This window comes from Pararhodobacter sp. SW119, assembly GCF_017811755.1.
GTDB lineage: Bacteria > Pseudomonadota > Alphaproteobacteria > Rhodobacterales > Rhodobacteraceae > Pararhodobacter.
The window spans coordinates 1-4,811 of the sequence record NZ_JADDJF010000107.1; the positions used below are offsets into that span (position 1 = coordinate 1).

The 4,811-nt window shown below is 62.6% G+C and carries 4 protein-coding genes and 1 tRNA gene; 2 read left to right on the forward strand and 3 right to left on the reverse strand.

The genetic code is table 11. From position 1 onward, the window contains the following. Positions 1 to 189 precede the first annotated feature (189 nt). The gene (locus IM708_RS21490; protein WP_209428386.1) at positions 190 to 432 is read right to left on the reverse strand and encodes an AlpA family phage regulatory protein; all 243 of its coding nucleotides are present in this window, start codon (positions 430 to 432) and stop codon (positions 190 to 192) included. Positions 433 to 839: 407 nt separating this feature from the next. After that, positions 840 to 916: transfer RNA gene (locus IM708_RS20345), tRNA-Met, on the reverse strand. A 151-nt stretch (positions 917 to 1,067) separates the two neighbouring features. Here IM708_RS20345 and selD point away from each other — a divergent pair. After that, positions 1,068 to 3,251 carry a selenide, water dikinase SelD gene (gene selD / locus IM708_RS20350; protein WP_209428387.1) on the forward strand — a complete coding sequence of 728 codons (2,184 nt, stop codon included), beginning with the start codon at positions 1,068 to 1,070 and terminating at the stop codon, positions 3,249 to 3,251. 4 nt (positions 3,252 to 3,255) lie between these two features. On the opposite strand, the gene IM708_RS20355 is transcribed toward selD, so the two are convergent. Beyond that, positions 3,256 to 4,089, reverse strand: a complete 834-nt coding sequence (locus tag IM708_RS20355) for a prephenate dehydratase (protein ID WP_209428388.1) — start codon at positions 4,087 to 4,089, stop codon at positions 3,256 to 3,258. 120 nt (positions 4,090 to 4,209) lie between these two features. Between IM708_RS20355 and IM708_RS20360 the strand changes: the two genes are divergently transcribed. Beyond that, positions 4,210 to 4,719, forward strand: coding sequence for a cytochrome c family protein (locus IM708_RS20360; protein WP_209428389.1), 510 nt, complete (start codon positions 4,210 to 4,212; stop codon positions 4,717 to 4,719). Positions 4,720 to 4,811: the final 92 nt, after the last annotated feature.

The window sequence follows — 4,811 nt, forward strand, 5'->3', positions numbered from 1 at the left end:
ACCAAAGCATCCTGCCGTCGACGACACAGACCTCCGTCCGCTTGAGACTTACGTCAAGCCCGACATAAACTTCCATCGCTGCTCTCCTTCGGATCACCCGCCCGAGAGTTTTCCCGCTCTCGAGGGGAGCAGCAACCACGTCATGTATGGGATGTATGAGAACCCACCCTTTTTGGAGCGGGCCGAGGATCAGTGGGTAATCTCGAGGCACAGATCGGTGGCGAAGCACATCGTTCGCTCAGCCTCCCATGCCTCGATATCGGCGAGCAACCACCGGGTTAAGCGCGCGCTGAGTTTTCTGGCCTTGGGGAAGCGGCCTTCGCGCTTCCAGCGCCAGATGGTATCGGTGGAGACCACAAGGCGGGCGGCGATCTGGGCAACGTCAAGGTAAGTCGGTTGCGCAGGCGTGGAGAAGCGGTTGGTATCAAGCACGGTGCGTCCTCATGATCATGTTGCGGATCTCGGCAATCCCCGACCGAACGATCGGGCGGCAATCTTTTTTCGCTTATAGCGTTTGCACCTACCGGATTGCCGACCAGCTCGAAGAAAACTGACTGGAAGCGCTCCGACATTGACGTGCGTTGCCAATACGCCACAGTAGGTGTTACCATCGTCCCAACAGGAAAGATGGTAGCACGGCGATGTTCTGTGGCCCGGTCGGACCGTTTCTCTCAGAAGGGTGCAAAGCGGCAAAGTTCGATGCGCAATGTTGCGCAACACGCTTCTTCGGGTCGGTTCCGTTCTCGCAGAATGTAGCCCCGGTGTAGCCCAATAGGCGCGTGGCGCAAGCGCATGGAAGCGGACTAAAAAGAATATGTTTTGATTTACAAAGAGATATATGGTAGCGGAGGAGGGACTTGAACCCCCGACACGCGGATTATGATTCCGCTGCTCTAACCAACTGAGCTACTCCGCCCTGATTGCGGCGCTAGGTATGGCACGGTCTATTCGACGTCAAGTGGTTTGCGTCGTGATGTGCGTCGTGATGTGCGTCGTGCCTTTGTGGCGTCGGTCGATCTTGGTCCGCGGTGGAACGTAAGCGTCGAGTTTTTTGGATCGGGGGTTGGATGCAAGCGTTTCCCGCAACGCGCGATATGGTACTGGTGGGCGGTGGTCACGCTCATGCTTTGGTCCTGCTCGACTGGGCGATGAAGCCTTTGGCGGGGGCACGGTTGACCCTGATAGATCCCAATCCGGTCGCGCCGTACACAGGCATGCTGCCAGGCTTGATCGCTGGCCACTATCCCCGGGAAGCCCTTGAGATGGAACTGGTACAATTGGCCCGGCACGCCGGTGCCCGGCTAATCCTGGGCAGGGCCGAAGGGCTCGATCCGGTTGCGGGGAAAGTGTATGTCGCCGGGCGGCCGCCAGTGGGTTTCGATCTGCTTTCGCTGGACATCGGGATCACGTCAGATCTGCCAGACCTACCGGGCTTCGATCTCCACGGTGTCAGCGCAAAACCGCTTGGAGCCTATGCTGAACGTTGGGCGACTTTCCTCGACGATGTCGGTGAAGGTCGGTCGCCACCGGATGTCGTCGTAATCGGCGGCGGCGCTGGGGGTGTGGAACTTGCGCTTGCCATGGCACATCGACTGCGTCATCGCGCCGACAGACGCATCGTCCTGATCGAACGCGAATCGCAGATCTTGCAAGGACTTAGCGTGCGCGCGCGTCGGAGAATGGCGCGGCACTTTGAGGCATCGGGCATCCGATGCATGACCGGGGCGTCGGTGGCTTCGATCGACGCGGGTAACGTGCGGCTGAGCGATGGACGTTGCATTCCCGCGGCTCTGACCGTGGCGGCGGCAGGCGCGCGCCCGCAGCAATGGCTGGCGAGGACCGGATTGCACCTGACCAATGGGTACGTCTCTGTCGATCCGACACTGGCGTCAATCTCTCATGAAATGATCTTTGCGGTGGGAGACTGCGCGCATCTGATGCACGCCCCCCGCCCGAAAGCGGGGGTCTTCGCGGTTCGTTCTGCGCCCATCCTGGCGCATAACCTGCGTGCTGCGCTGAGCGGTGGATCGGCGCGTCGGTTTCGGCCGCAGCGCGACTATCTGAAACTCATCTCGCTGGGTCACAGTGCCGCGCTTGGGGAAAAGTGGGGGGTCGTCGCCGAGGGTGAGTGGCTCTGGTCATTGAAGGATCGGATCGACCGGCGGTTCATGCGCATGTTTCATGATCTGCCTGCAATGCCGGTGCACGCGATCCCACACCCCTCGGCCAAAGGTCTGCAGGAAATGCTAGGCGAAAAGCCGCTGTGCGGCGGATGCGGCGCCAAGGTCGGGCCGGCGACCCTACGTCAGGCACTCGTCGATTTGCCCGCAGTACGAGAGGATGTCGGCGTCGGTGCGGGCGATGATGCAGCGGTCCTGAAGATCGGGGGGGCGCGACAGGTCATCGCCACGGATCATTTGCGGGCGGTGACCGACGACCCCTGGCTCATGGCCCGGATCGCGGCGGTCCATGCATTGGGGGATATCTGGGCAATGGGCGCGGCGCCACAGGCGGCCCTGCTGAGCCTGATCCTGCCGCGGCAGCCCGAAGCGATGCAGTCGCGGATGCTGGCTGAGATCCTGGCGGGAGCCGGCCTGGTGACGGCCGCGGCCGGCGCCACGATCGCGGGAGGCCATACCACGCTGGGTGAGGAAACGACGATCGGCTTGACGGTTACCGGACTTGTGACCGGACGGTTGCTGACCAAGGGCGGGGCACAGCCCGGCGATTCCCTGATCCTGACCAAGCCGATCGGCAGCGGCACCCTGCTGGCGGCGGAGATGCAGAAACGCGCGTCCGGGCGCGATATTGCCGCGTTATGGGCGCTATTGACTCAGGCTCAGGGAAACGCCGCGATGATCCTGGCGCAAGACGCGCATGCGATGACCGATGTCACGGGTTTCGGCCTTGCCGGTCATCTGGATGAGATGTTGCGCGCAGGAGGTGTTGCGGCGGACGTGGAGCTTGCCAGCATTCCCGTCATGGACGGCGCAGAGGACCTTGCGGCTGCGGGTTTCGCCTCGACCATCGCGCCGGCAAACCGCGCGGCGCTGATTGGAAGGATCGATGCCCCCCGGACCGCACGTACCGCACTGCTCTATGACCCTCAGACGGCGGGTGGGCTTCTGGCCGTGGTACCAGCCGAGGCGGCCGCGCGTCTGGTCGATTCATTGCGGGATGCCGGGTATCCCGCGGCCGTTATCGGCTCCATTCGGGCGGCCGATGCGCAGCCGGCGTTGCGGGTGCGCTGAGGGTTCAGCGGCGTTCTGGCGCAGCAGGATAGGTGCCCAGGATATTCAGCATCGAGGTGAAGTAGCACAATTCCTCGAGCGCGAGGCGCACGTTCTCGTCCTCGGGATGACCTTCGATGTCGGCGTAGAACTGCGTTGCGGTGAACGAACCGCCGACCATGTAGCTTTCCAGCTTCGTCATGTTGACGCCGTTCGTGGCGAACCCGCCCATCGCCTTGTAGAGCGCAGCCGGGATGTTGCGGACCTGGAAGACGAAGCTGGTGATCATCCCGTTTTCGCCACGGCGGCTCATGTCAGGGGTGCGGGCCAGAACCAGAAAGCGGGTGGTGTTGGTGCCCTGATCCTCGATATGGCGGGCCAGTACGTCCAGCCCGTAGATGTCGGCGGCAAGGTCCCCGGCGAGTGCGGCAAGCGACCTGTCGCCCAGTTCTGCCACATGGCGCGCCGAACCGGCGGTGTCGGCACCGACCACCCGGTGAATCCCGTGCGTGCGCAGGAAGCCGCGGCATTGGCCCAGAAGCATCGGATGGCTCATTGCGCGTTCGATGTCCTGAAGCCGGGTCCCCGGCAAGGCCATGAGGTTGATGTGAACGCGCACGAAGACTTCATCGACGATATGCAGGCCGGACCGCGGCAGCAGGTTGTGGTTGTCCGGCACGCGACCGAAGGTCGAATTCTCGACCGGAAGCATTACCTGATCGGCTTCGCCTTCGTGGACGGCGGCAATCGCGTCCTCGAAGGTGCGGCAGGGCAATGCTTCCATGCTCGGCCGCGCGGTCACGCAGGCCTGATGCGAGTAGGCGCCGGGTTCCCCCTGAAAGGCGATGCGTCGTGTCACGGACTCTCCTGTCGTGGCGGCCCGACGAGGCGGGTCATTCCGTCGCGCTAACTACCGCTTGAATTCGACAAGGGGAAGCGGGTAGATAAGCCCGATCTCTGAGCGGCGACGGGAAGCGACATGTTCGATACCATGGTGATCACCAAGGCAGTGGCAGGCGTCTGTTCGGCGTTGCTTATCTTTCTTCTGGGCATGTGGGTGTCCGAAACGATCTATTTGCCGCACGGCGAGGCGCCCGTCGCCTATGCGATCGATATCGGCGAGGCCGAGGTCGATGATGGCGAACCGGCGGAAGAGGTGGATATCGCCGAACTCTTTGCTTCGGCCGATCCCGACGCTGGCGAGGGGCTTTGGCGTCAGTGCCGCGCGTGCCACGTGATGGATGAGGGCGTAAACGGCGTGGGTCCGTATCTGCATGGCGTGGTCGGGCGCGAGATCAGTTCGGTCGACGGGTTCAACTATTCGGGTGCGCTGACGCAGCTGGGCGACGTCTGGACGGTCGAGGCGCTGAACGCTTTCATCGAGAACCCGCGCGGCGCGGCGCCGGGCACGACGATGGGCTACAACGGCATGCGCGGACTTCAGGACCGGCTGAACCTGATCGCCTGGATGGAACGCGAGAGCCAGTGATCCGGACGGCGATTGCCTTCGCTTTCCGTCTTGCGCGCGGAAGTGCTCAAATTTGAGCACCTTCGCAAGCGTATGATACAAAAAGAAAAACC